Annotated in this window: 23 protein-coding genes; 7 read left to right on the top strand and 16 right to left on the bottom strand. The window is 66.6% G+C overall.

The genetic code is table 11. The features are described 5' to 3' along the window. Positions 1–34: 34 nt before the first annotated feature. The 8 genes from hflX to dusB form a co-directional block, all read right to left on the bottom strand. Positions 35–1327, bottom strand: coding sequence for a GTPase HflX (hflX, locus tag A7X12_RS18245; RefSeq protein ID WP_064312862.1), 1293 nt, complete (start codon positions 1325–1327; stop codon positions 35–37). Between the two features lie 7 nt (positions 1328–1334). Beyond that, a complete protein-coding gene (gene hfq, locus A7X12_RS18250) occupies positions 1335–1826 on the bottom strand; it encodes an RNA chaperone Hfq (RefSeq protein ID WP_064312863.1) in 492 nt (163 codons plus the stop codon). Between the two features lie 226 nt (positions 1827–2052). After that, complete coding sequence (locus tag A7X12_RS25665; RefSeq protein WP_157105640.1) at positions 2053–2217, bottom strand: hypothetical protein; 165 nt, start codon at positions 2215–2217, stop codon at positions 2053–2055. A gap of 142 nt (positions 2218–2359) precedes the next feature. Continuing rightward, positions 2360–3739, bottom strand: a complete 1380-nt coding sequence (gene ntrX / locus A7X12_RS18255) for a nitrogen assimilation response regulator NtrX (protein WP_064312864.1) — start codon at positions 3737–3739, stop codon at positions 2360–2362. Then, complete coding sequence (locus A7X12_RS18260; protein WP_064312865.1) at positions 3736–6003, bottom strand: sensor histidine kinase NtrY-like; 2268 nt, start codon at positions 6001–6003, stop codon at positions 3736–3738. The genes ntrX and A7X12_RS18260 overlap by 4 nt, the downstream gene beginning before the upstream one ends. 90 nt (positions 6004–6093) lie before the next feature. Further along, positions 6094–7536 carry a nitrogen regulation protein NR(I) gene (ntrC, locus tag A7X12_RS18265; RefSeq protein WP_064312866.1) on the bottom strand — a complete coding sequence of 481 codons (1443 nt, stop codon included), beginning with the start codon at positions 7534–7536 and terminating at the stop codon, positions 6094–6096. Then, entirely contained in the window at positions 7533–8642 is a 1110-nt protein-coding gene (locus tag A7X12_RS18270) for a two-component system sensor histidine kinase NtrB (protein ID WP_064312867.1), read from the bottom strand. The genes ntrC and A7X12_RS18270 overlap by 4 nt, the downstream gene beginning before the upstream one ends. Then, a complete protein-coding gene (gene dusB / locus A7X12_RS18275; RefSeq protein ID WP_064312868.1) occupies positions 8618–9616 on the bottom strand; it encodes a tRNA dihydrouridine synthase DusB in 999 nt (332 codons plus the stop codon). The genes A7X12_RS18270 and dusB overlap by 25 nt, the downstream gene beginning before the upstream one ends. A 138-nt stretch (positions 9617–9754) precedes the next feature. Here dusB and A7X12_RS18280 point away from each other — a divergent pair, with 138 nt between their 5' ends. Together A7X12_RS18280 and A7X12_RS18285 are read left to right on the top strand one after the other, a co-directional pair. Then, positions 9755–10912 carry a bifunctional 2-C-methyl-D-erythritol 4-phosphate cytidylyltransferase/2-C-methyl-D-erythritol 2,4-cyclodiphosphate synthase gene (locus tag A7X12_RS18280; protein ID WP_064312869.1) on the top strand — a complete coding sequence of 386 codons (1158 nt, stop codon included), beginning with the start codon at positions 9755–9757 and terminating at the stop codon, positions 10910–10912. Between the two features lie 39 nt (positions 10913–10951). Continuing rightward, entirely contained in the window at positions 10952–11488 is a 537-nt protein-coding gene (locus A7X12_RS18285; RefSeq protein WP_064312870.1) for a CinA family protein, read from the top strand. Here the strand turns inward: A7X12_RS18285 and A7X12_RS18290 are convergent. Both A7X12_RS18290 and lipA read right to left on the bottom strand, forming a co-directional pair. Next, positions 11413–11910 carry a type II toxin-antitoxin system RatA family toxin gene (locus A7X12_RS18290; protein WP_064312871.1) on the bottom strand — a complete coding sequence of 166 codons (498 nt, stop codon included), beginning with the start codon at positions 11908–11910 and terminating at the stop codon, positions 11413–11415. The two genes, A7X12_RS18285 and A7X12_RS18290, sit on opposite strands and share 76 nt — an antisense overlap. Beyond that, positions 11910–12842, bottom strand: a complete 933-nt coding sequence (gene lipA, locus A7X12_RS18295; protein WP_064312872.1) for a lipoyl synthase — start codon at positions 12840–12842, stop codon at positions 11910–11912. Before lipA ends, A7X12_RS18290 begins: the two co-directional genes overlap by 1 nt. Before the next feature lie 129 nt (positions 12843–12971). Between lipA and A7X12_RS18300 the strand changes: the two genes are divergently transcribed. Together A7X12_RS18300 and A7X12_RS18305 are read left to right on the top strand one after the other, a co-directional pair. Continuing rightward, a complete protein-coding gene (locus tag A7X12_RS18300) occupies positions 12972–13601 on the top strand; it encodes a carbonic anhydrase (RefSeq protein ID WP_064312873.1) in 630 nt (209 codons plus the stop codon). A gap of 166 nt (positions 13602–13767) precedes the next feature. Then, positions 13768–14031, top strand: coding sequence for a hypothetical protein (locus tag A7X12_RS18305; RefSeq protein ID WP_064312874.1), 264 nt, complete (start codon positions 13768–13770; stop codon positions 14029–14031). Between the two features lie 69 nt (positions 14032–14100). Here the strand turns inward: A7X12_RS18305 and A7X12_RS18310 are convergent, their stop codons facing one another. Genes A7X12_RS18310 through aspS form a run of 3 tightly spaced genes read right to left on the bottom strand, consistent with a single transcriptional unit; the run spans position 14101 to position 17721 of the window. Continuing rightward, positions 14101–14877: a polyphosphate kinase 2 family protein gene (locus A7X12_RS18310; RefSeq protein ID WP_064312875.1), complete on the bottom strand. Its 777-nt coding sequence runs from the start codon at positions 14875–14877 to the stop codon at positions 14101–14103. 8 nt (positions 14878–14885) lie between these two features. Continuing rightward, a complete protein-coding gene (locus A7X12_RS18315; RefSeq protein WP_064312876.1) occupies positions 14886–15902 on the bottom strand; it encodes a 2-hydroxyacid dehydrogenase in 1017 nt (338 codons plus the stop codon). Positions 15903–15918: 16 nt separating this feature from the next. Further along, on the bottom strand, positions 15919–17721 hold the full coding sequence (aspS, locus tag A7X12_RS18320) for an aspartate--tRNA ligase (protein ID WP_064312877.1): 1803 nt from the start codon (positions 17719–17721) through the stop codon (positions 15919–15921). A 147-nt stretch (positions 17722–17868) separates the two neighbouring features. On the opposite strand from aspS, the gene rnd reads away from it, so the two are divergent. Both rnd and A7X12_RS18330 read left to right on the top strand, forming a co-directional pair. Next, entirely contained in the window at positions 17869–19044 is a 1176-nt protein-coding gene (gene rnd / locus A7X12_RS18325) for a ribonuclease D (RefSeq protein ID WP_064312878.1), read from the top strand. Continuing rightward, positions 19041–19334 (top strand): I78 family peptidase inhibitor, encoded by a 294-nt coding sequence (locus tag A7X12_RS18330; protein ID WP_064312879.1) that lies wholly within the window; start codon positions 19041–19043, stop codon positions 19332–19334. The genes rnd and A7X12_RS18330 overlap by 4 nt, the downstream gene beginning before the upstream one ends. 21 nt (positions 19335–19355) lie before the next feature. Here the strand turns inward: A7X12_RS18330 and A7X12_RS18335 are convergent, their stop codons facing one another. Both A7X12_RS18335 and A7X12_RS18340 read right to left on the bottom strand, forming a co-directional pair. Beyond that, positions 19356–20588 carry an SAM-dependent methyltransferase gene (locus tag A7X12_RS18335; protein WP_064312880.1) on the bottom strand — a complete coding sequence of 411 codons (1233 nt, stop codon included), beginning with the start codon at positions 20586–20588 and terminating at the stop codon, positions 19356–19358. Between the two features lie 40 nt (positions 20589–20628). Next, positions 20629–22002 (bottom strand): cryptochrome/photolyase family protein, encoded by a 1374-nt coding sequence (locus tag A7X12_RS18340; protein WP_064312881.1) that lies wholly within the window; start codon positions 22000–22002, stop codon positions 20629–20631. A 115-nt stretch (positions 22003–22117) separates the two neighbouring features. Between A7X12_RS18340 and A7X12_RS18345 the strand changes: the two genes are divergently transcribed. Beyond that, positions 22118–22999, top strand: coding sequence for a diacylglycerol/lipid kinase family protein (locus A7X12_RS18345; protein ID WP_064312882.1), 882 nt, complete (start codon positions 22118–22120; stop codon positions 22997–22999). A 35-nt stretch (positions 23000–23034) separates the two neighbouring features. Here A7X12_RS18345 and A7X12_RS18350 read toward each other — a convergent pair whose 3' ends face one another. Beyond that, positions 23035–25719: a valine--tRNA ligase gene (locus tag A7X12_RS18350; protein ID WP_064312883.1), complete on the bottom strand. Its 2685-nt coding sequence runs from the start codon at positions 25717–25719 to the stop codon at positions 23035–23037. Positions 25720–25781 lie beyond the last annotated feature (62 nt).

Below are 25781 nucleotides of genomic sequence, written 5' to 3' on the forward strand. Positions count from 1 at the left end.
CGAGGCCGGCGGCGGGACAGGCGCTGCCTACCCCCTACCCCCGCGTCATGAACCGCTCGTAATCGCGCGGCGCCATCCGGACTTCGTAGACCGCCTGCTCGTCCTGGATATGTTGCTCGATCACGTCGCCATGCTGATGCAGCCATGCCGCCGCCGCACCATCGGCAGGATCCAGCCGCAGCGTGTAGCGACGATGCCCCTCGGTCAATCGTGCCGCCACGGCGTCGACCAGCGAGTCGACGCCCTCGCCGGTTAACGCGGAGATCACCCGGACATCATCGGTGCGCCGCGCGGCCATCGCCAAGGCCTCGTCACGCTGTTCCTCGTCAAGCAGATCCAGCTTGTTCCACGCCTCGAAGCGCGGCGTATGCTCGGACACGCCGATTTCCTGAAGCACCTTCTCGACATCCGCCCGCTGCGCCTCGGTATCGGGATGCGCAATGTCGCGGACATGGATCAGTAGATCGGCCGAAACCACTTCCTCCAGCGTCGCCTTGAACGCGGCGACCAGCTGCGTCGGCAATTCCGACACGAAGCCCACGGTGTCCGACAGGATCGCCTTGTCGATACCCGGCAGCGAAATCTGCCGAAGCGTAGGATCAAGGGTCGCGAACAGCAGGTTCTCCGCCATCACTTCGGCACCGGTCAGCCGGTTGAACAGTGTGGATTTGCCCGCATTGGTATAGCCGACCAGCGCCACCACCGGCCAGGGCGCCCGCTGGCGCCGGTCGCGGTGGAGCGTGCGGGTGCGACTGACCTGATCCAACTCGCGCCGCAGCCGCGCCATGCGGTCGCGGATCAGCCGGCGGTCCGCCTCGATCTGGGTCTCGCCCGGACCGCCGAGGAAGCCGAAGCCGCCACGCTGGCGCTCAAGGTGGGTCCAGCTGCGCACCAGCCGGCCCGCCTGATAATCCAAGTGTGCCAGCTCGACCTGCAGCCGACCTTCGGCGGTGCGCGCCCGCTCCCCGAAGATCTCCAGGATCAGGCCGGTACGGTCGATCACCTTGCAGCCGAGCGCGGTCTCGAGGTTGCGCTGTTGCACCGGTGTGAGTGCCGCGTCGAATACGGCAAGCTGAAGCTCGCCGTCGCGGACCGTCTCGGCCAGGGCTTCCACCTGGCCTGAGCCGATCAGCGTGCCCGGCTTGGGCTGGCGCAGCCGAACAGCTACCCGTTCAACGACGTCCACGCCGATCGCCGCCGCAAGGCCGGCGGTTTCCTCCAGCCGCGCCTCGGAATCGCGCGAGCTTCCGCCCATGTCGGGATAGACGACGAGCGCGCGTGCGCCCCGCGCGAATTCGTCGGGGTCGCGCTCGAAACCAGTGCTCATGCGAAGGTCAATCGTCGTCGCCGCCGTTGGTTTCCTCGGCGAGGTTCAGCGGGTGCATCGGCTGGATGGTGGATACCGCATGCTTGTACACCAGCTGTGCCATGCCCTCGCGCTGGAGCAGCATGCAGAACAGGTCGAACGCGGCGATCTGGCCCTGCAGCATCACGCCGTTCACCAGGAACATCGTGACGTTTTCCTGCGCCTTGCGCACGGCATTGAGGAAGATTTCCTGCAGCACCGGGTTCTTGTGCTGATATTCGCCCGCCGCATCGAGCAGCGCGGCGAGATCCATCGGGCCCGATGGCATGATGGTGGAAATGGCATGCTTGTAGATCAGCTGCGACTGGCCGTCGCGGCGGAGCAGCACCGAAAAATTATCGAACCAGGTCACGATGCCCTGGAGCTTCACGCCCTTCACAAGGAACATCGTCACCGGCGTCTTCGACCGGCGCAGGGAGTTGAGGAACAGGTCCTGAAGCGAGGTCTGCTTCTCTGCCATATGGTTGGCTCCATTTATTCTTGGCGGGATTTGTCCCGCGATGCGCCGTTCCCGGCGTCAGGGTCGGCGCCACCCCGGCGCCGGGATCCAATCTAGGACGTTCGCCGGTCCGCGTCCATAGGCGCGCGGTGATCGGTTCGAGACATGCTCGCGTCGCACTTTAACCAAATCTCCCCGGTGCAAGGAATAGACCCCGGGGAGAAATTGATGCGCACTATTATTGAAGTCACCCTTTCGACAGCTTGTACGCTTCGCCATAGACGGCATGGAACACCACCAGTGCCGACAACGAAATTGTGGTAACCGGCGGCGCGCGGTACAGCAGGGGTATCGGCAACGTGTTTGCCGCGACGCCAAGGGCTTTCGAAAAAATACCGGTCATCTTTCGCATTTAAGAGTCCGCCACGGCTCGAAGTTTCTGCCTGTGGCGGCTCCCCCTCGTTTGCCGCACGGCACGAGACCGCGCTTCGCACGCCGACCTACCCCAACTTCCATACCCCCAAAGCGCGCATCCACTTGGCCTATCGCTAGGCTCAGTCGTCGCGCGCGTCGGTGATGCCCAGCAGCTTCAATTTGCGATGCAGCGCCGAACGCTCCATGCCGATGAAGCTGGCAGTTCGCGAGATGTTGCCCGAGAAGCGCCGGATCTGAACGCGCAGATATTCGCGTTCGAAGCTCTCCCGCGCTTCCTTGAGCGGTGCGCCCATGATCGCGTTCGATGCCATGCCGCCGCCGCTGTCTCCCTGGCGGCCCAGCACCTCGGGCGGCAGCAGGTCGACATCGATGCGGCCGATCCGGTCGCCGGGTGCGAGGATCACCGTGCGCTCGACCACGTTGCGGAGCTGCCGGACATTGCCGGGCCAGTCATAGCTTTGCAGCGCGACCATGGCGTCGGACGCGATCTCGGGGGTCGGCACGCGGCGCTCGGACGCATAGTGCGCGACATAATGTTCGACGAGCGGCGGAATGTCCTCACGACGGTCGGTAAGCGACGGGATGGGCACGGGAACGACGTTCAGGCGATAATAGAGATCCTCGCGGAAACGCCCCGCGGCGATTTCCTCCATCAGATCGCGCGCCGTGGCGGAGACCACGCGCACGTCCACCTTCACGATCCGGGTGCCGCCGACGCGGCTGAAACTCTGGTCGGTCAGCACGCGCAGGATACGCGCCTGGGTCGCGACCGGCATGTCGGCGATCTCGTCCAGGAAAAGCGTGCCGCCATGCGCCTGTTCGAGCAGACCGGGCCGGACGAGGTCGCCACCCTCCTCCACGCCGAACAGTTCTTCGTCCACCCGCTCCGGCGTCATCCGCGCGGCACTGACGATGACGAAGGGGGCGTCCGCGCGCTGGCTCCAGCCGTGCAGCAGTCGCGCCGCCACTTCTTTGCCCACGCCCGCGCCGCCGGTGATCAGCACGCGGCTGCCGGTAGACGCGACGCGCTTGAGCGTGGCGCGAACGGTGTTGATGGCCGTGGACGTGCCGTGCAGGTCCGTGCCTCGCCCGGCCACTGCACGCAGCGAGGCGACTTCGCGGCGCAGTCGCTCGGTTTCGGTCGCACGCGCTACCATCAGTAACAACCGCTCGGCCTCGAACGGCTTCTCGATGAAGTCGGAAGCGCCGCGCCGGATGGCAGCGACCGCGGTGTCAAGATTGCCATGGCCGGAAATCACCAGCACCGGTATCGATGGATCGCGCCGCTTGATCTCGTCGAGGAGTTCAAGGCCATCGAGCCGGGAGCCCTGCAGCCACACGTCGAGCAGCACCAGGCTCGGCCGCCGTTCGGCAATCGCTTCGAGCGCCGAGTCGCTGTCTGCGGCGTTGCGGGTGGCGTACCCCTCGTCCTCCAGCACGCCGGCTACCAGTTCGCGAATGTCGCGTTCGTCGTCAACGACGAGAATATCCAGGCTCATGTTCTGCTTCCGGTTCGGGTGAGCATCGCCGGACGCGCGTCCTTCGCGTCATCCGGCGTGTCGGTAAGGGCAACGGTGGCGAGCATCGCGGTATCGAAGCACAGCGTCACGAGCGTGCCGCCGCCTGGGCGGTCAGCAAACCCGATCGTTCCGCAATGCTCCTCGACGATCTTCTTCACGATCGCGAGACCGAGGCCCGTGCCCCGACTGCGCGTGGTCATATAGGGTTCGACGATCCGGTCGCGCTCGACCGGGAGCCCGACGCCATTGTCGGACAGCGTCAGGATGAGCTTGTCGTCCGCCTCGGGCTGGATGGTCAGGTGGACCTCACCCTGCGGCAGGTCGGCCCCCTGCCCGGCGGCTTCGTTGCGCGCCTCGATCGCCTCTACGGCATTTTTGACGACGTTGGTGAGCGCCTGGCCGACCTGGCGGCGATCGCAGACCAGCGAAGGCGCAGGGTCGGGGGCGTCGAGCGTGAACCGCAGCGCCGGATGCGCCACCTCGTGCAGGAACATGGCCTGCCGTGCGATATCGAGCAACGACTCGCGACGGAACATCGGCTTGGGCATGCGCGCGAAGGACGAGAACTCGTCCACCATCCGCCGCAGGTCGCCCACCTGCCGGATGATGGTCTCCGTCAGCCGCCCGAACACCCCGTCGCTCTGGTCGACCTGCTTGCCATAGCGGCGCTGAAGCCGTTCCGCCGCAAGCTGGATAGGGGTCAGCGGGTTCTTGATCTCATGGGCGATGCGGCGGGCGACGTCGGCCCAGGCAGCGCGGCGCTGATCGTTCAGCTGCTGGGTGATGTCATCGAAGGTAAGCACCTGGCCGCCTTCATCCGAGGTGACCTTCACCGCCAGCGTGCGCGCCTCGCCGCCCGCGGCCAGCTGGACGATCCCTTCCCGATCGCCGCTGATCAGCATCGCCTCCAGTTCCGGCGCCAGCGCTTCCAGCGGCTGCCCCACGGGGTCCTCCGCCTTGTGGCGCAGCAGCGCGTTGGCGGAAGCATTGATCAGCCGCACGCGGTGATCGCCGCCGATCGCGATCACGCCGGCCGACACGCCGGACATCACCGCCTCGATCAGTGCGCGGCGGCTGTCCAGCTGGGCATTGGCGGTGACGAGCGCGTTGGTCTGGTCCTGCAGCCGCTCGGTCATGCTGTTGAACGCGATACCGAGCGTGGCGATTTCGTCGATGGTCTCGGGTGTCGGCACGCGGGCGCTCAGGTCGCCATCCGCAACCTGGCCGGCGGCCTGGACGAGCTGATCCACCGGCCGCACCAGCCGGTCCGCCACCGCCAGCGCGATCCACGTCGCGATGCCGACGATCAGCAGCGCGACGCCGAACAGCACCGCGTTGAACTGCAACTGAAGCGCGCGCGAACGCGCGATCAGCGCGGTATATTCATGGCCGATCCGATCCGACGCGAGATTCTGGCGGTTGAGAAAGTCGACATTGTTCGGGGTTGCGACATACAGAAACAGGTTCGCCGAGCGATCGACCGGGGTCACCACCCACACCATCTCGGCATCGTAATTGATGTAGGTGTCTTCGTTCCGCAGCACCTGCAGCACCTTGCCCGAGACACGGCGCGTGAAGGTCGGTGCGGACGGCGGCTCATAGGCGTAGAGCGCATCGACCCGCTTGCCGTCTACCACCCGGAACAACACCGACTGGAAGAATTGCCGGAAATAGGTCTGGCGCAGAAACCAGTCTTCGAACACCGGCGAGCGCTCGGGCACCTTGGGCGCCGTTTGGAGCATGTCGCTCACCATCTGCAGCGCCTCGCGCCGCCATCGCTGGATCACCAGCGCCTTGCCCTCATTGGCGAGCGCCTGGGTGGAGGCGAGCGCGCTGCGGGCCCGCTCAGATCCCCAGAGCTGGATGCCCGACTGGAACATGATCGAGGCGGCAATCACCGCCAGCACGATCGGCACGCTCGCCATCAGCGAGAAGACCGCCACCAGACGCACATGCAGGCGCCCGCCGCCAGCCAGCGCCGATCGCGCGGTACGATTAAGCGCTATCCGCCGGCCGATCAGCACGATCAGCGCGACATAGGGCAGCAGATTGACGAGCAGCAGCGTCGCGGCGACGCCGGGGCTGAACAGCTGCTGGCTGGAATGCTGGCGAACGAACCAGTAGGTGACGAGCGGCGTGGCCAGCGCGAGCGCCAGCACCAAAAGTTCGACCAGCCGAAACGCCCTGCCGGGACGCGACCAATCTTGCGGGCTATCGAGACTCGTTGGAGCTACGGCGACCATTGCGTCCCTGGATACACAGGGATTGTGGCCAAAAGAACACATAATATTGCCCGATTGTCACGCAGATGCGTCAGTCCGACGCATATCATGTTACGATCCGGCGCCATCCTCGCCACGAGTAGCAATCCCCAGCGTATCCAAGCGCTTGCGCAGCGTGTTGCGATTGATGCCAAGCGCCCGCGCCGCCCGCAGCTGATTGTTATGGTGGCGCCCGAGCATCATTTCGATCAGCGGGCGCTCCACTTCGCCGATGATCCGGTCGTACAGGGTGCCGTCGTCAAGCGCACGGGGCTCCTCGATCGCGATCCGCTCCAGCCTTGCACGAATGGCAGCCTCGATCCCCGCATCCCGCGCAATCGGCAAGATGCCGCCGCCATCGCCCAGCGCCCGGCGCAGGGCGGCTGCATCGATCCACTCGTCGCGGGACAGCGCGGCGATGCGGCGCATCAGATTCTCGAGCTCGCGAACATTACCCGGCCAGTCGAGCGTTTCAAGCAGCGCTACGGCGTCCTTGTCGAGCTGCTTGCGCGGCAGGCCATCCTCCACGGCGCGATCGAGGAAGTGGCGGGCGAGGAGCGGAATGTCCTGGCGGCGTTCGCGCAGCGCGGGCAGGCTGATCGGCACGACGTTCAGCCGGTAGAACAGGTCTTCGCGGAACTGGCCGATCTGGACCAGCTGGGCGAGATCCTTGTTGGTCGCCGCCACGATGCGGACGTCCGCTCGGATCGTGCGCGCACCGCCGACGGTGGTGAACTCCCCCGATTGCAGCACGCGCAGCAGCCGCGTCTGTGCATCCATCGGCATGTCGCCGATTTCGTCGAGGAACAGCGTGCCGCCCGCCGCCTGCTCGAACTTGCCCGCCACGCGCGCCTGCGCACCGGTAAAGGCGCCGCGCTCGTGGCCAAACAGCTCGGCTTCGATCAGTTCGCGCGGGATGGCCGCCATGTTGAGCGCGACGAACGGCGCACGCCGGCGCGGCCCCAGATCGTGGATGGCCTTGGCCACCAGCTCCTTGCCGGTTCCCGACTCCCCGCTGATCAGCACGGTCAGGTCGTTGGAAACGACGCGGGCGATAACCCGATACACCTCCTGCATCGCCGGCGAGCGACCGATCAGCGAGGGCCCGCCCCCCTGCTCCGCATCGGACTGGTCGGCCGGCCGACGACGCCCGCGCGCCATGGCGCTCCGGACGGCATGGGTCAGCGCGTCGAGGTCGAACGGCTTCGGCAGATAGTCGAACGCGCCCACTTCGGTCGCCCGCACGGCGGTCGCCAGCGTGTTCTGCGCCGAAAAAACGATCACGGGCAGGTTCGGATGCTCCGCCATCAGGCCCGAGACGATGTCGAGGCCATTGCCATCGGGCAGCACCACATCCGTCACCAGCACGTCGGGCACGCCCGTCGTCAGCGCGCGCCGCAGTTCGGCGACGCTGGCCGCCGTGGCGACGCGGTGGCCTTCGCGCTTCAGCGCGGCAGCAACCACCGTGCGGATCGCAGCGTCGTCATCGACGACCAGAACCGAGCCCGGCGTCATGTCGTGGCTCGCGGCAGCAGGATGCGGAACACCGTAACCTCCGGTTCGCGTTCGCGGGCATATTGGACGATCCCGCCCATATCCCGCACCAGTTTCTCTACCAAGGGAAGCCCCAGCCCCTTGCCCTCCGGCTTGCCCGAGACGAACGGTTCGAACAGGTGCTCGGCAATGTCGGCGGGGGCGCCGGGGCCGTTGTCCATCACGCAGATCTCGATCGGCAGCGGCCGGCGCGGCTGGCCGGGACCGGCATTGACCGACATGCCGTGGCGGAACGCGGTCGACAGGATGATCCGCGGCTGGGCCAGCCCCTTCAGCGCTTCCGCTGCGTTCTTGAGCAGGTTGATCAGCACCTGCAGGAAAGCATCGCGATCAATCAGAACCGGTGGCAGCGACGGATCGAACCACTCCTCGATCACGATCCCGCGCGCAAACCCGGCCAGCGCCACGCGGCGTCCATGATCGAGCAGCGGGTAGATATTCGTCGGCGCGAGATCGAGCGGGCGCGTATCGGTGAAATCCTGCATGCGGTCGATCAGCGCAGCAATGCGATCGACTTCGGTGGTGATCAGCCGGGTAAGCTCGCCGTTCGTCTCGGGGTCGCCACCACTCTGGAGCAATTGCGCCGCACCGCGGATGCCGGACAGCGGGTTCTTGATCTCGTGCCCCAGCATCGCCGCGGCACCGATCGCCGCACGGGCGCCGGCGGTGCGATCGAGCCCCTGCCCCATCTTGCGTGCCTGGGGCGCGTGGTGGAGGGTCACGATCCGCCAGCCCGGGTGATCCGGTACCTGGCCTTCGAGAAAGTCCACGCGCAATCGCGATCCGCGGACCGCCTCGATCTCGGCATCGAACGCGGCAAAGCCTCGGCCGTCCCGTCGCCCGGTATAGTCCTCGGGCGGCAGCAGCACCGCGTCATAGGGCTGGCCGACCATGCTGGTCTCGCTGTGATTGAGCAGCACCTCGCAAGCGGGGTTGGCATGGGCGATGCGCCCGTCGGGGTCCAGCACGAGCACCGCCACCGGCAGCGCGCCGAACAGTTCGGCGAAGCTCGGTCCTTCGACGGTTTGCGGGCGGAACCCCTTCAGGCCGCCGCGCGGGAGAGCCACGGCTCGTAGAACTCCGCCAGCATGTCGAGAACCTGCACCGGATCGACGACCTGGTTCACCTTGTTGCGGAACTCGGCCGAGCCGTGCAGCCCCTTGGTGTACCAGCCGAGATGCTTCCGCATCATGTTGACGCCGACCTCGTTGCCGTAATGGCCGAGCGTCTCGACATAATGCTCGGTGATGACGCGATATTGTTCTTCGATCGAAGGCTCGGGCTTGTCGCCCTTGCCCGTCAGCGCGTCCATCACCTGGCGAAGGATCCACGGCTTGCCATAGGCGCCGCGACCGATCATCACGCCGTCCGCGCCCGATTGCGCCAGCGCCTCGCGCGCATCCGCCACCGAGCAGATGTCGCCGTTGACGATCACCGGGATCGAGACCGCCTCCTTCACCCGGCGCACGAAGCTCCAGTCGGCCGAGCCGCGATACATCTGGTTGCGGGTGCGGCCATGCACCGTCACCAGCTTGGCGCCGAGATCCTGCGCGATCTTCGCAAGGTCGGGGGCGTTGAGGCTGTCATGATCCCAGCCCATCCGCATCTTGACCGTCACCGGCGTGCTGACCGCATCGACGCAGGCGCGGATGATCGCGCCGGCATGGTCCAGGTCGCGCATCAGCGCCGAGCCGGCATCACCGTTGGTGACCTTGCGGACCGGGCAGCCCATGTTGATGTCGATGATCGACGCGCCGCGATCCTCGTTGAGCTTGGCCGCCTCGGCCATCTCGTGCGGCGTGCAGCCGACGAGCTGCATCGAGACCGGCTCCTCGATCGGGTCCCAGGCCGCCTTCTGCACCGATTGCCGCGTCTCGCGGATAGCGGCGGCGCTGGCGATCATCTCGGTAACATTGAGGCCCGAGCCGAAGCGCCGTACCGCGCGCCGGAACGGCAGGTCGGTCACGCCGGTCATTGGCGCAAGCAGCACTGGGGCTTCGACCCGCACGGGGCCGATCTGGATAGGGGCGAGTTCGCGCATCAAATTCTGCCTGAAAATCAGGCAGGCGATGTAGCGATCCGGGGCGCGAAGGGCAAGGTGCCCTAAATTCCTCCCCGTGCCGGGGAGGAATGGAGGTTGCCCTACCCCTGCCCGGCAAACTTCGCTAGGCGCTCCGCCATGACCGCGTTCAGGACCGCCGCCATCCTCGTCGCCGCCGGCAGCGGCACCCGTGCCGGGGCCAGCGTACCCAAGCAATATGCACCGCTCGGCGGCAAGCCATTGCTCGCCTATGCCCATCAAGCGCTGAGCAGCCATCCCAAGATCGACGCGGTCCTCACCGTGATCGGCGCAGGCCAGGAGGCGCAGCTCGAAGCGGCGCTGGGTACCACGCCCTTCGTCACCGGCGGTGCAACCCGGCGCGAGTCGGTGCGGAACGGGCTGGAGGCACTGATCGCCGGCGACTTCACCCATGTCCTGATCCACGACGCCGCCCGGCCCTTTCTTCCGGCGCGGGTCATCGACGACCTGCTCGCGAGCCTCGATGTCGAAGGCGGTGCGATCCCTGCCCTCCCCGTGGCCGACACGCTGGTACGCGGCGAGGGCGCGCTGATCGGCGACACCGTGCCGCGCGCCGACCTCTACCGCGTCCAGACCCCGCAGGCCTTCGCCTTCGACGCCATTCTCGATGCGCACCGCCGCTGGCCCGCCGATCAGGAGGCGACCGACGACGCCCAGATGCTGCGTGCGATCGGCGGCCAGGTCGCGCTCGTCCCCGGAGACCCGATGCTCGAAAAGATCACCCATCCCGCCGATTTCGCCGCCGCCGAGACGCGGCTGGCCGCCGCGATGCGCGTCCGCACCGCGACCGGCTACGACGTGCACCGCTTCGCCGAGGGCGACGCGCTGTGGCTCGGCGGCGTGCGCATTCCGCACAGCAAGGGCCTGTCCGGCCATAGCGACGCCGACGTGGCGCTTCACGCGATCACCGATGCCCTGCTCGGCACGATCGGCGCGGGCGATATCGGCATGCACTTCCCGCCCAGCGACCCGCAATGGCGCGGTGCGGCCTCGGCCCGCTTCCTCGAACATGCGGCCTCGCTGGTCGCGGCCGAAGGCGGCATCCTGGACTTCATCGACGTGACGCTGATCTGCGAGGCGCCCAAGATCGGCCCGCACCGCGAGGCGATCCGCGCCTCGATCGCCGCGATCCTCGGTCTCGATCGGGGACAGGTGAGCGTGAAGGCGACCACCACCGAACGCCTGGGTTTCACCGGCCGCGGCGAGGGCATGGCTGCGCAGGCTGTCGCAACGGTACGCGTACCTGCAAGGAACTGACTCGTACAAGCGATCAACCGGTGGCAAGGGGGCCGCGCTATGGACACGATTCTTCCCACCGAACTCGTAGAAGCCGCGCGCAAGGTCATTGACGCGAACCGTCTTGCCGGTCGCCGCGTCGCCGTTGCCGAAAGCTGCACCGGCGGCCTGGTCTCCGCCGCGCTGACCGAACTGCCGGGTTCTTCGGACGTCTTCGACGCCGGGTTCGTCACCTATTCCAACGACGCCAAGATGGACGTGCTGAAGGTGAGCCTCGACGTGCTCGAAACCTTCGGCGCGGTCTCGATCGCGGTCGCCTGGAGCATGGCGCAGGGCGTTCTGGAGCGCACCAAGGCCGATGTCGCGGTCGCGATCACCGGCATCGCCGGCCCGGGCGGGGCGACCGAGAACAAGCCGGTCGGCACCGTGGTGTTCGCCCAGGCGATCCGTGGTGCCGATCCCAAGCACGTCGTCGCCGACGCGCGCCATTTCGAGGACAACGGCCGCGGCGGGATCCGCCTTCAGGCAGCGTTGTGTGCGCTCGACCTGTTGATGCCGTCGCCCGAAGTGCCGGTCGAGGAACCCGAAGCGGCGTAAAGCTTCGCCGCGCGCTCCTCGAACGCACCGATCATCTTGCGGAGCGCGCGGTCGAACACCTGGCCGGCCAGCATTTCGAACACCCGGTTCTTGAACGCGAAGTCGACGCAGAAATCGACATAACAGCCGCCCTGCCCGTCCGGCCGGAACTTCCAGTCGTTCGACAGGTGCTTGAGCGGCCCATCGACATATTCGACATGGACGGTCTCGGGCCGCGCCTTGGTCACGCGCGAGGTGAAGGTCTCGCGCAGCCCCTTGAAGCCGACGATCATGTCCGCGACCACCTGGGTCTCGCTCGACGAGCGGACGCGCATCGCGCTCACCCAGGGCAGGAACTCGGGGTAGCGCGCGACATCGGCCACCAGATCGAACATCTGTTCCGGCGTGTAGGGGAGCTGCCGGGTTTCGCTGTGCTTGGGCATCAGGCCTTGGCGCTCGCCTTCGCCAGCTTGGCCTCGCGGGCCGCGCGCATCTCGGCGAAATCCTCGCCGGCGTGATAGCTGGAACGCGTGAGCGGCGACGAGGCGACCTGCAGGAAGCCCTTGGCCCGCGCGATCGCGCCGTACGCCTGGAAGGCCTGCGGCGTCACGAACTCCTCGACCTTGGCGTGCTTCGGCGTCGGCTGGAGATACTGGCCCATGGTCAGGAAATCGATGTCGGCCGAGCGCATGTCGTCCATCACCTGATGCACCTCCAGGCGCTGCTCGCCGAGCCCCAGCATGATGCCCGACTTGGTGAAGATCGACGGATCGAGCCGCTTCACCGTCTCCAGCAGCCGCAGCGACGCGTAATAGCGCGCGCCCGGACGGATCATCGGGTAGAGCCGGGGTACGGTTTCGAGGTTGTGGTTATAGACGTCGGGCCGCGCCGCGACGATCGCCTCGATCGCGGCCTCGTGCTTGTTGCGGAAATCGGGCGTCAGGATCTCGATCGTGGTCGTCGGGCTCGCCGTGCGGATCGCCTCGATCACCTTGACGAACTGGCTGGCACCGCCGTCGGGCAGGTCGTCGCGGTCCACCGAGGTGATGACGATGTGCTCGAGGCCCATCTGCACCGCCGCTTCGGCGACATGCTGCGGCTCCAGCGGATCGACCTTGCGCGGCATGCCGGTCTTGACGTTGCAGAAGCGGCAGGCGCGCGTGCAGACGTCGCCCAGGATCATCACCGTCGCATGTTTCTTGGTCCAGCACTCGCCGATATTCGGACAGGCGGCCTCCTCGCACACGGTGACGAGGTTCTTGGAGCGCATCAGGGCGCGGGTCTTGGCGAACCCTTCCGAGGTGGGGGCCTTGACGCGGATCCAGTCGGGCTTGCGGACGCGCTCGGGGCGCGGCAGCGGAGTCTGCTCGTTCATGGGGGGCAGATAGAGCGCCCGGACGCGTTTCGCCAGTCCCGGAAATTGCGCATGGCGTTGCAGGGAGCGCAACCGCGGTGCGGGCGTTCTGGCGTCGACAGGGTCTGCAAGGATGGATAGGCGAAACACATGGCAGGATTTCAAGAACTGATCGGTGGCTATCACCGTTTCCGCACGGACGGCTGGAGCAGCCAGCGCGCGCGCTGGGCTGAACTCTCCGAGGGCCAGAGCCCCAAGGTGATGGTGATCGCCTGCTCGGATAGCCGAGTCGATCCGGCGCAGATCTTCGATACCTCGCCGGGCGAGATCTTCGTGGTGCGCAACGTAGCCAACCTCGTGCCGCCGTACGAGACCGATGGCGGTCGCCACGGCGTCTCGGCCGCGCTGGAATTCGCGGTGACTCAGCTTCAGGTACAGGAAATCGTGGTGATGGGCCACGGCGCCTGCGGCGGCGCGCATGCGGCGCTCACCCAGCGCTTCGCCGATGCCGAGCAGGGCCAAGGCGGCTTCATCGCCCACTGGGTCGACATGCTGGACGAGGCCCGCGACAAGGTCCGTGCCGAATATGGCGAGGGGCCTGAGGCCGTACGCGCGATGGAACACGAAACGGTTCGCGTCTCGATGCGCAACCTGCGGACCTTCCCTTTCGTCGCCGAGCGTGAGGCGTCTGGCGCGTTGACCATCCACGGGGCGTATTTCGCCATCGCCGACGGCATCCTGCACGTGATGGGCGAAGACGGAACGTTCCAGGCGGCGTGACCTGGTGGATCGGGGATCCGTCCCATATCGGGGAGGATCTCTACGACTTGGGGTAGGCTCACCAATATGGGAACTTCAGAAAGCGCCCCAGTTGCGGCCATTCACGGAAATGGTCATTCTCTGCCCGAGAGCATCGGCGCGGCGCCGAAGCCGAAAGCGACAGGATTTGGATAAGGTGGGGCACGTCGATGCGTTCAACGTGGCGGTCGGCATTGCCCTCATCTTGGGGATAGGTTTTTGGCTCGCCCGGTTAGCCCGGTTCGCGAGGGAAGGCGAAATCCATCTCGTTATGAGCGCAGCCGGGGACGGCCTTATGGGGCAGGTGCTGCGGGCGGAACGGCCCGTGCTTTTCTGGACGATATGGTTTGCCAATATCGCGCTGATGGTTGGTGCCTTTGCGGCTTACTTCGTCTTCGTCATCTTGGGCTGAACATCCGCTTGCCACCAACATCGGACAGTCAGACGCAGTGCCGACAGCGTCCGTTGATGCGGTAGCGTCTCAGAATTTCCCCAGCGCTTCCGTCGCCACCTTCACGACCTCCGGGTCGAGCTCCGGCGGCACCATCGGCACATGCTTTTCCAGCTGCTCGGCGATGGCGGTCAGAGCCGCGATCCGCGCGGCCTTCTTGTTGTTCCCGTCGATCACCGTCCAGCGTGCATGCGGCGTGTCGGTCTCGTGGAACATCTCGTGCATCGCATCGAGATAGTCCGCCCGGCGTGCACGGTTGCGGAAATCGTCCATGCCGGTCTTCCAGCGCTTCCACGGATGGGTCAGCCGGTCGCGCAGGCGCTTGTCCTGGGTTTTCTGCGTCACGTGCAGGAAGAGCTTGATCAGCGTCGCGCCGTTATTGACCTGCTGCGCCTCGAAATCGTTGATCTCGGCATAGCCGCGCCGCCAGTCGGTCTCGCTGGCATAGCCCTCGACGCGCTCGACCAGCACCCGGCCGTACCAGGTGCGATCGAACACCGCGATATTGTGTTGCGCCGGCAGCCGCTGCCAGAACCGCCAGAGGAAGTGGTGCGAGAGTTCTTCCTGCGTCGGCGCGGAAATCGGCCACACCTCATAGTAGCGCGGGTCCCATTCGGCGGTGAGGCGCTTGATTACCCCGCCCTTCCCCGCCGCGTCCCAGCCCTCCAGCGCCACGATCGCGCGGCGCTTGTGGATGATGTGCGCGGTCTGGATATGGCTCAGCCGTTTCTGCAGCTTGGCGAGTTCGGCGTCATAGTCGCCGTCGAAATGGTCGCCGGCCTCATAGTCGGAAAGATCGATCGTCATAGCGCGCCTTAACGTGCGGGAGCGATCAAGGCTGCATCGACGCGATTGGCGAGTGGTCGACCAGCTTCATGGTCGGCGATGCTCGCCAGCGTTGTCTCCGCGATCGCCGACAGCGCTTCCTCCGTAAGGAAGGCCTGATGGCCGGTGACCAGCACGTTGGGAAAGGTCAACAGCCGCTGGAACTGGTCGTCGGCAATGATTTCGTTGGAGAGGTCCTCGAAGAACAGGTCGGCTTCCTGCTCGTACACGTCGAGGGCCACGGCACGGACCTTTCGCGACTTGAGTCCCTCGATCAGTGCTGCGGTGTCGATCAGCGCGCCGCGGCTGGTGTTGACGATGGTGAGCCCGTCGCGCGCCTCGGCGATCACCTGCGCGTTGATCAGCCGGTGGGTGTCGGGGGTCAGCGGACAGTGCAGCGTGAGAATCTCGGCGGTGCGCAGCAGCGCGTCGCGCGGCACGTAGCGGACGCCGATTGCCTCCAGCGCGGGATCGGCATGGAGGTCGCTCGCCAATACCGTGCAGCCGAAGCCGGCACGCAGCGCGCGGGCGACCAGCGCGCCGATCTTGCCGGTGCCGATCACACCGACGGTGCGGCCATGGAGATTGCGGCCGATCAGCCCGTCGAGTGCGAAATTGTTCTCCCGCACCCGCGACCAGGCGCGCGGGATCTGCCGGTCCACCGCCAGCAACAGCCCCACGGTGAACTCCGCCACCGCGTGCGGGGAATAGGCCGGCACGCGTACCACGCCGATGCCCAGCCGCTCGGCTGCGAAAAGATCGACGTTGTTGAAGCCGGCGCAGCGCAGCGCCACGAGCCGCACACCGACCTTGGCCAGCGCCTCCAGCACGTCCGCATCGACCCCGTCGTTGACGAACACGCATACCGCCGGATGCCCCGCCGCCAGCGGCGCGGTCAGCAGGTCGAGGCGGGGTTCGAGGAAGGTCAGTTCATGGCCGAAGCGCGCATTGGCCTCGGTCAGGAAGCGGCGGTCATAGGCCTTGGTGTTGAACACCACGACGCGCATGACCGCCCTGCTCCGCTCAGCCGGCCTTGGGACCGTCGACGCCCGGCGCCAGGCGGATGTGCAGTTCCTTCAGCTGCTTGTCGCTGACGGCCGACGGCGCGTGCATCATCAGGTCCTCGGCCTTCTGCGTCATCGGGAAGGCGATCACTTCGCGGATGTTCGGCTCGTCGGCGAGCAGCATCACGATGCGGTCGACACCCGGGGCCGAGCCGCCATGCGGCGGCGCGCCGAACTTGAAGGCGTTGATCATGCCCGCGAAGTTGGTGTCGACGTCCGCTTGCGTATACCCGGCGATCTCGAACGCCTTGTACATGATCTCGGGCTTGTGGTTCCGGATCGCGCCCGAGGACAGCTCGATGCCATTGCAGACGATGTCGTACTGGTAGGCGAGGATGTCGAGCGGATCCTTGGTCTCCAGCGCCTCCAGCTCGCCCTGCGGCATCGAGAAGGGGTTGTGGCTGAAATCGACCTTCTTCGCGTCCTCGTCATATTCGAACATCGGGAAGTCGACGATCCAGCAGAACTCGAAGCGCTTCTTGTCGATCAGCTCCAACTGCTCGGCAGCGCGGGTGCGGGCGAGGCCGGCGAGCTTAGCTGCCTGCGCTTCCTTGCCGGCGGCGAAGAAGATGCCGTCGTTCGGGCCAAGGCCCATCGCCTCGGCAATGGCCTTCATGCCGTCCTGGCCGTGGTTGTTGGCGATCGGGCCGCCGAACACGCCGTCCTTCTGCGTCGCATAGCCGAGGCCGGGGAAGCCTTCGCTCTGCGCCCAGCTGTTCATGTCGTCGAAGAACTTGCGGCTCTTCTCGTGCGTGCCCGGCGCCGGGATCGCGCGGACGACGTCGCCGCCCTCGACGATCGAGGCGAAGCGGCCGAAGCCCGAGCCCTTGAAGAAGTCCGACACGTCGGTGATGACCAGCGGGTTGCGCAGGTCGGGCTTGTCGTTGCCGTACTTCAGCATCGATTCGCGGTACGGAATGCGCTTGAACGGCAGCGCGCTGACGCTGCGGCCCATGCCCTCCCAGTCCGCGAACTCCTCGAACACGCCGTGCAGCACCGGCTCGATCGCGGCGAACACGTCGTCCTGCGTCACGAAGCTCATCTCGAAGTCGAGCTGGTAGAATTCGCCGGGGGACCGGTCGGCGCGGGCGTCCTCGTCGCGGAAGCAGGGCGCGATCTGGAAGTAGCGGTCGAAGCCCGCGACCATCAGCAGCTGCTTGAACATCTGCGGCGCCTGCGGCAGCGCATAAAACTTGCCCGGATGGACGCGGCTGGGGACGAGATAGTCACGCGCGCCCTCGGGGCTCGACGCGGTGAGGATCGGCGTCTGGAACTCGGTGAAGCCCTGGTCGATCATGCGGCGGCGGAGCGATGCGATCACGTTCGAGCGCAGCAGGATGTTCTTGTGGACCTTCTCGCGGCGCAGATCGAGATAGCGGTTCCGCAGGCGAATCTCTTCGGGATATTCCTGCTCGCCGAACACCGGCATCGGCAGGTCGGCGGCGGCGGACTGGACGGTCACTTCCGCCGCGCGGACCTCGATCTCGCCGGTCGGCAGGTTCGGGTTCACCACGCTGGCATCGCGGGCGACGACCGTGCCGGTGACGGTGATCACCGATTCGGAACGCAGCGACTCGATCGCATCGAAGGCCGGGCCGCTGGCGTCCGTGACGATCTGGGTGATGCCGTAATGATCACGCAGGTCGACGAACACCAGGTCGCCATGGTCGCGCTTGCGGTGCACCCAGCCCGACAGGCGGACGGTTTGCCCCACGTCCGCGGAGCGGAGCTGGGCGCAGGTGTGGGTGCGATAGGCGTGCATGTGGCTGATCTTCTCACCTTGTCGTCATCGCCGCCTGGTGGGGCGGTGCCGGAACGAGCCGGCGCGACGATATTGAAACACTATGACCGCGCGCATTCCGGTCACACCCCACTTTTGTCAACCCGAAGACCGGTATATGGGCGTCAGATGCACATTCATGGTCTGATCGAAGACAGCGTCACCCTCGCCGATCTCTGCAAACGCCTCGCGCAGTCCGACTTCATCACGGTCGATACCGAGTTCATGCGGGAAAACAGCTACTGGCCCGAGCTCTGCCTCATTCAGGTAGCCAACGACAAGGAGGCTGCGGCGATCGATCCGATGGCCCCGGACCTCGACATGGGCCCCCTGCTCGACCTGCTCGTCGAGAATGAGGACGTCCTCAAGGTCTTCCACGCCGGTGGCCAGGATATCGAGATCGTCTACAACCTCACCGGCAAGACGCCGCATCCGATGTTCGACACCCAGGTCGCCGCGATGGCGCTCGGCCAGGGCGAGCAGATCGGCTATTCCAACCTCGTCGACACCTATCTCGGCATCGTCGTCGACAAGGGCGCCCGCTTCACCGACTGGGCGCGCCGCCCGCTCGACAAGCGCCAGATCGATTATGCGATCGCGGACGTGACGCACCTGTCCAAGATCTTCCCGAAGATGTTGGAAAAGCTCCGCAAGTCCGGCCGCGGTGTGTGGCTGGACCAGGAGATGGAGCGGATTTCCAATCCAGAGAACTACCGCAACGATCCAGACCAGGTATGGCAGCGCGTCCGCATCAACAGCCGCAAGCCGGACGTGCTCGGCCGCCTCAAGGCGCTCGCCCGCTGGCGTGAGCTCGAGGCGCAGGGCAAGGACCTGCCGCGCGGCCGCATCGTCAAGGACGAGACGCTGGCCGATCTCGCCGCCAATCCGCCGCGCAAGCAGAGCGACCTCGCCAAGGTGCGCGGCCTCTCCGCCGCCTGGGCCGGGAACGATATCGGCGGCCGGATGATGGACGCGCTCGCCGATGCCAAGTCCCTGCCCGCCGACGAGATGCCCGGCCGCGAAGAGCGCAAGCCCGCCCTTGGCAAGGACGGGGCGCTGGTCGCCGACCTTCTGAAGCTGCTGCTCAAGATTCGCGCAAAGGAAGTGAACGTCGCCCCGCGCCTGCTCGCGCGATCGGAGGACCTGGAGGCGCTCGCCGCCGGCGTCCGCAAGGACCTGCCGATCCTTGAAGGCTGGCGCTACGAACAGTTCGGCCGCGATGCGCTGGCGCTGGTCGAGGGCCAGCTTGCCTTCGCGGTGCGCAACGGCAAGCTCAAGATGAGCCGTACGGAAGAGCCGGCATGATCCGGACCGTCGCATTGCTCGCGCTCACCGCCGCAGGGGCGGCCGGCTGTGCCGCGCAGAACAAGGCCGATCCCCTGCCGCCGATGGTCGAATGCGACGCCAACCGCGTGCTGGACCTCAAGGGCAAGCCGCGCTCCCCGGCGGTGGAGGCGGATGCCCTCGCCCGCTCGGGTGCGAAGCGCATCCGCTGGATCGAGCCCGGCGCGGCGGTGACGATGGACTTCCGCGTCGACCGGCTCAACCTGCACGTCGACAAGACCGGCACCATCACCGACGCCCGCTGCGGCTGACGGCGGCGGCCGAAGCGGGGCTCAGCCCCGCTTCACCAGCGTCATCTGGATCACGTCGATCCCGCCACCGCGGAAACCGCCCTCGCAATACATCAGGTAGTAGCGCCACAGGCGGACGAAACGCGCGTCGAACTGCGCCGGCAACAGGCCGGCCGCAGCCGCCGCATCGAAGCTTTCGCGCCAGCGCCGCAGGGTTTCCGCATAGTCCAGCCCAAAGCCGTGGCGGTCGCGCCATTCCAGCCCCTCGGCCTCGGCCAGCGCGCGGAATTCGCTCTCCTTGAGCAGCATGCCGCCGGGGAAGATATAGGTCTGGATGAAATCGACGTTGCGGGCATAGCCTTCGAACATCGCGTCGTCGAACGTGATCACCTGCAGGGCCGCTCGCCCGCCCGGCTTCAAGGCGCGGGCGATCGCCGAAACATAGGCCGGCCAATATTCGCGCCCTACCGCCTCGGCCATCTCGATACTGGCGACGGCGTCATATTGACCCGTCACGTCCCGATAGTCGGTAAGGCTGAAGCGGGCGCCTGCCATCCCCTCGGTCCGCGCCTCGGCCCAGGCCTTCTGCTCGGTCGAAAGGGTGATGCCATGCAGCTTCCGTCCCTGGCGCAACGCCAGTTCGGCGAACGAGCCCCAGCCGCAGCCGATCTCGAGGATGGTGTCGCCCGGCCGGGTGGCGGTGCGCTCGAGGATCGCCTGCAGCTTCGCCTCTTGCGCCGTCTCCAGCGCATCGTCTGCATCGCGGAAGATCGCGCTGGAATAGCTCATGCCGGGATCGAGCCACCGCGTGTAGAAGTCGTTCCCCAGATCGTAATGGAACGCGATGTTCTTGCGGGATCCGCCGCGATGGTTGCGTCGCATCCAATGCATCAGCCGCCGCGGCAGCAGCGACAGCCCCCGCGAGCGCGACTGCGCCGCAAGCCCCGCACGGTTACGGCTGAACAGCGCGAACAGCTGCACCGGATCGGGGCTCGACCATTCGCCCTTCTCCCAAGCCTCGTACCATCCGGCGGAACCACCGGTCGCCAGCCGGACCAGCGCCCGCCAGCTGTGCAGCGTGACGTTCGCCGCCGGCCCCGCCGCGCCGCCCCCTAGCAGCCGCGCCTGACCATCAGGCGTAAATACTTCCAGGCTTCCCTCGGAGATTCCGAGGTCCAGCCGGTCGAGCTGGCGATGGAAGAAAGTACCGAAGAGGGCGAGCGGCGAGGTGCCGCGTTTGGGGGCTCGTACCCGATCCTGTGCCGGAGCGTTCATGCCCCGTTACATGCACGCCTTGCCGCGCGGGGCAAGCCCTTCAGCGGACGGTACGCCCCGCCGCCAGCGCGCGTTCGCGGGCATCCTGGTGGTTAATCCGTTTGGAAGGATACGCCCCCGGCCGACACCCCGCCGCTTCGGGATCATGGATCGCACCGTCCGGTACGTTCGCAAGCTCGGGCACCCAGCGCCGGATATAGCCTGCGGCGTCGAACTTCTCGGATTGGGACAACGGCGCCATCACCCGGCTCCACTGGCTCGAGTCGACCCCCGATCCGGAAACCCACTGCCAGTTCACCGTGTTGTTGCCGTAGTCGGCGTCGACCAGCGTATCCCAGAACCAGCGCTCGCCTTCGCGCCAATCGATCAGCAGATGCTTGATGAGGAAGCTCGCCGCGATCATCCGCACGCGATTGTGCATCCAGCCGGAGGTCCAAAGCTGGCGCATGCCGGCATCGACGATGGGATAGCCCGTCTGCCCGCGCTGCCAGGCGCGAAGATCGGCCTTGGCTTCCTTGCCGGTGCGCCACGGCATCTTGTCGAACGCCGGCCGCCCGTTCTTGGCGGCATAGTCCGGATACTGGCAGATCAGGTTCTGGGTGAAGTCGCGCCAACCGAGTTCGCGAAGATATTCCTCCACCTGCCCGCCGGCATCCCCAACCGCGTGCCACACTCGCGCTGGGGAGACTTCGCCGAAGTGGAGATGCGGCGACAAGCGCGAACTGCCCTCGATCGACGGCAGGTTGCGGGTGTCGTCATAGCGTGCGGCATGCTCCCGGAACCGCCGCAGCCGCTTGTGCGCGCCGGCCTCGCCCGGCTCCCATTCCTCGCCGAAACCGCACGCCCAATCCGGCGCGGTGGGGAGCAGCTCCCAATCTTCCAGCTTATCGCTGTCAGGCCATTTCGGCGGCGACGCGATCTTCCTCGGGGCCGGCAGCGGGTCGGCCGGGGGAAGACGTTCGCGCAGCGCGCGCCAGAAGGGCGTGAAGATCTTGTAGGGCTTGCCCGCGCCGGTGGTCACCGCGCCGGGCGGCAACAGATAGTTGCCGTCGTGGCAGCAGAGCGTCAGCTGCTTTGCCACCGCCCGTTCGGCGTTTCGCCACCAGGGTTCGTAATGGCGAATGCAATGCACCGTTGTCGCGCCGGTTTCCTTCGCCAGCGCCGCCAGCACCTCGTCGCTCTTGCCGCGCCGCAGGATCAGACGGGACCCCTTGGCGCGAAGGTCCGCATCGAGCGCCGCAAGGCTGTGATGCAACCACCAGCGCGACGCAGCGCCCATCGCACGGTGCTTTGCGGTCTCGTCATCCAGCACATAGACCGGCACGACCATGCCCTCCTCCAGGGCTGCACGAAGCGCGGGCTGATCGGAAAGGCGGAGATCCCGGCGAAACCAGAGTAGAACAGGCGCAGTCATAGGGGGCACAAACGCGCAAGGTCCGCCGAAGGCGACCTGTCCTCAAGAACAGGGCACACGGACCCGATCGCCGCGCCGATGCGTTACGGGACCGTCATCATTCCAAGGGGGCCTCATGCAATTCCGATCGGCGGCAATGATCGTCAACACCAAGTCCCGCCATGGCCAGGACTGGTTCGATCGTGCCTGCGCCCGCTTCGGCGAGCAGGACATGCCAGTCGATGCGCATGCGGTCGACGATCCGGATCGCCTGGAGGCCGTGCTGGGCGAGGTGCTGGCGAAGAAGCCCGAGCTGGTGATCCTCGGCGGTGGCGACGGCACGATCAGCGGACTGGTAGACAAGCTCGTCGGCAAAGGCGTCGTGCTCGGCGTGCTGCCCTTGGGCACGGCGAACAGCTTCGCCCGCTCGCTGGGTGTCCCTCTCGATCTCGACGGCGCGGTCGACACGATCCTGAAAGGGCGGCCGAAGCGGATCGACCTGGGCATGATCGACGATGACTATTACGCCAGCACCGCCGCGATCGGCCTGTCCCCCCAGATCGCCGAGACCGTGCCGCACAACGTCAAGCGCTGGTTCGGCCGCATGGGCTATCTCAGCTGGGCGGCGCTGCAGTTCCTGAAGTTCAAGCCGTTCACCGTGATCGTCGGCGAAGGCAAGGATGCCAAGCGGTTGCGCGCCGTGGAGGTGCGAATCTCCAACGGCCCGTTCCATGGCGGCACCGAGCTGGTGGACGAGGCCGGCGTCGCCTCGGGCGAGATCGTCGTCCAGGTCGTAAAAGGCCATGTGAAGTCGCGGCTGGTGCGCAACTGGGCCGCCTCCGTGCTGCGCCTGGAGGCGCGCAAGGAAGATACCGTCACCTTCCGCGGCACGGCGCTGCGGGTCGCCACCGAGCCGCCGCTGCCGATCTCGATCGACGGCGAGGTGCTGGCGAAGACGCCGGTGGTAGCGAAAGTGGCGGCAGCGGTGATCGACGTGATGGTGCCCGCCGCCAACTGACGAGGATACGCCCCGGCTCGCACCGGGGCGTCCGCTCAGCCCAATCGCGCCAGTGCCGCCGACAGACGCTCGGCTTCCGCCGCCTTCTCGGCATGGTCGGCACGTGCCTTCTCGACCGCCTCCGGCTTCGCACGTTCGACGAAGCTCGGATTGCCGAGCCGGCCTGCGAGTCCGTCCCGTTCCTTCTCCGCGGCGGCAATCGCCTTGGTGAGGCGGGCGCGTTCGGCTTCGAGGTCGACGACGTCGCCGAGCGGCATGACGAAGGTCGCTTCGTCCACCACCAGCTGGAGCGCGCCGCCCGCAGGCGCGTCGCCTTGCGCCTGGTCGACCCGACCGAGCCGTGCCAGCGCCGCGTCCTGCCGCGCCAGACGCGCGACCGTCTCGGCCGAGGCATCGCGAATGTGCAGCGGGAGGCGCGCGCCCGGCGGCACGTTGAGCTCGGTGCGCGCGGCACGGATTTCGCTGACCAGCCGGATCAGCCAGTCGATCTCCTGCGCCGCCTTCGGATCGAGCGCGCGGGCATCGGCCATCGGCCATTTCGCGACGATCAGGTCATGGTCGCGCGGGCCCATTTTCGACCACAGCTCTTCGGTGATGAAGGGCATGAACGGGTGGAGCATGACGAGGATCTGGTCGAGCGCCCAGCCCGCGACGGCGCGGGTCTCGTCCGCGTCGGCAGCAGCAACGCCCTCGCCCTGCAGCACCGGCTTGATCAGCTCCAGATACCAGTCGCAGAAGCGGCTCCAGACGAACTGATAGATGCTGTTCGCCGCCTCGTCGAAGCGCAAGTCCGCCAGCGCGAGGTCCAGCGCCTGCACCGTCGCGATGGTTTCCGCGATGATCCAACGGTTTACCGCCAGCTCCGCAGACGGCGCCTCAAGCTGCTTGCTCGCGGCGATGCCGTTCGCCTGGCAGAAGCGCGCGGCGTTCCACAGCTTGGTCGCGAAGTTGCGATAGCCTTCCAGCCGCTTCTCATCCATCTTGATGTCGCGGCCCTGGCTTTCCATCGCCGCCATGAAGAAGCGCAGCGCGTCGGCGCCATACTTGTCGATCATGCCCAGCGGATCGACGGTGTTGCCCTTGGACTTGGACATCTTCTGGCCGTCCGCCGCGCGGACAAGACCGTGCAGATACAGGGTCTTGAACGGCACTTCCTTCATGAAGTGCAAGCCCTGCATCATCATCCGCGCGTCCCAGAAGAACAGGATGTCGAAGCCGGAGATGAGCACGTCGTTCGAATAGCGCCCGCCAAGCGTGGGATCGGTGTTCTCGGGCCAGCCGAGCGTCGCGAACGGCCACAGTGCGGAGGAGAACCAGGTGTCCAGCACGTCGGAATCGCGGGTGAGCGCAACGCCCTCCCCGGCCTGCGCCTGCGCCTCTTCCTCTGTCTCGGCGACATAGGGCTTGCCGTCGGCATCGAACCACGCCGGGATGCGGTGGCCCCACCAGAGCTGGCGGCTGACGCACCAGGGCTGGATGTTCTCCATCCAGTTGAAATACGTCTTTTCCCAGCTCTTCGGCACGATCTTGGTCGCGCCCGACCGGACCGCCTCGATCGCCGGCTTGGCGAGCGTCGCGGCATCGACATACCATTGGTCGGTCAGCCAGGGCTCGATCACCTGGCCCGAACGGTCGCCATAGGGGGTCTGGATGGTCCGCGGTTCGGCGTCGTGCTCGGCACCGTCCTTGTCGACGTACGGCACGAGGAAGCCCTCGTCCTTCAGCCGCGCGACGATCGCCTTGCGCACCTCGAACCGGTCGAGCCCGATCAACTCGGCAGGCACCAGCCCGTCCTGGGTCTGGCAGATCGCCGCCTTGGCATCGAGCATGTTGAGCATCTCGCCGGCTTTAATTCCAGCGCGAATACCGACCTCGAAGTCATTGAAATCATGGCCAGGTGTGATCTTCACCGCGCCCGAGCCGAGCGCCGGATCGGCATGCTCGTCGCCGACGATCGGGATCAGGCGGCCGGTGATGGGCAGCCGAACCTGCTTGCCGATCAGCGCCTTGTAGCGCTCGTCCTCGGGATGCACGGCGACCGCCATGTCGGCCAGCATCGTCTCGGGGCGCGTCGTCGCGACCTGGATGAAGCCCGAACCGTCCGCCAGCGGATAGCGCAAATGCCAGAAATTGCCGCGGACTTCCTTGGTCTCGACCTCCAGATCCGAGATCGCGGTGCCGAGGCCCGGGTCCCAGTTCACCAGCCGCTTGTCGCGATAGAGCAGGCCCTGGCGATGGAGTTCGACGAACACCTTGAGCACGGCCCTGGAGAAGCCCTCGTCCATGGTGAAGCGCTCGTTCGCCCAGTCCATCGAGCAGCCGAGCCGGCGCAGCTGGCGGGTGATCTGGCCGCCGCTCTCCGCCTTCCATTCCCACACCTTGTCGACGAACGCCTCGCGGGTGAAGTCGGTACGCTTCTGCCCGGCGGCGTTGAGCTGGCGCTCGACCACCATCTGCGTGGCGATGCCGGCATGATCGGTGCCGACCACCCAGCGCGCATCCTTGCCCTTCAGCCGCGCATGGCGGACCAGGATGTCCTGCAGCGTGTTGTCGAGCGCGTGGCCGATGTGCAGGCTGCCCGTCACGTTGGGCGGCGGATTGACGATCGTCCAGGGCTCGGCGCCCTCACGCGCGGGGCGGAACAGGCCTTCGTCTTCCCAATGGGCGTACCAGCGGGATTCGATGTCGGCGGGGTCGAAGGTCTTGGGGAGTTCGGTCATGGTGACAGGGGCTTTAGCGTTGCCCCTGCCCCGCGCACAACCCTTGCCGACGCGCCCTTGCC

The sequence above is a fragment of the Sphingomonas sp. TDK1 genome (assembly GCF_001650735.1).
GTDB lineage: Bacteria > Pseudomonadota > Alphaproteobacteria > Sphingomonadales > Sphingomonadaceae > Sphingomonas.